The organism is Marinobacter iranensis (assembly GCF_029207565.1).
Classification (GTDB): domain Bacteria; phylum Pseudomonadota; class Gammaproteobacteria; order Pseudomonadales; family Oleiphilaceae; genus Marinobacter; species Marinobacter iranensis.
The window spans coordinates 1-276 of sequence record NZ_JANCMW010000126.1 but is presented as its reverse complement, the minus strand read 5'-3'; the positions used below and the strand labels follow the sequence as shown (position 1 = coordinate 276).

1 protein-coding gene is annotated in these 276 nt (G+C 70.7%); it reads left to right on the top strand.

The features are described 5' to 3' along the window. The coding region (locus NLU14_RS21715) for a hypothetical protein (RefSeq protein ID WP_275710526.1) at nt 1-276 on the top strand (276 nt) is incomplete at both ends.

Genomic DNA, 276 nt, shown 5'->3' with positions numbered 1-276 from the left:
AAGCGAGCGGCTATGCCGATGTCACCGCCACGATCGCGACGACCAAGGCGCGCTTCCCCGAGCTGCACCTGACCGAGGATCACATGATCGCCTGGGGCTATCGCCTGCTCGCCGCGTCTCCCCGGGCCGCGCGCGGCATCTTCGCCTGGGCCGCGGCGCAATTCCCGGACAGCTGGAACGCGCATGACAGCCTGGCCGAAGCGCTCGCCGCCACCGGCGACAGGGCCGGCGCGATCGCGGAATATCGACGCTCGCTCGCGCTCAATCCGGCCAACG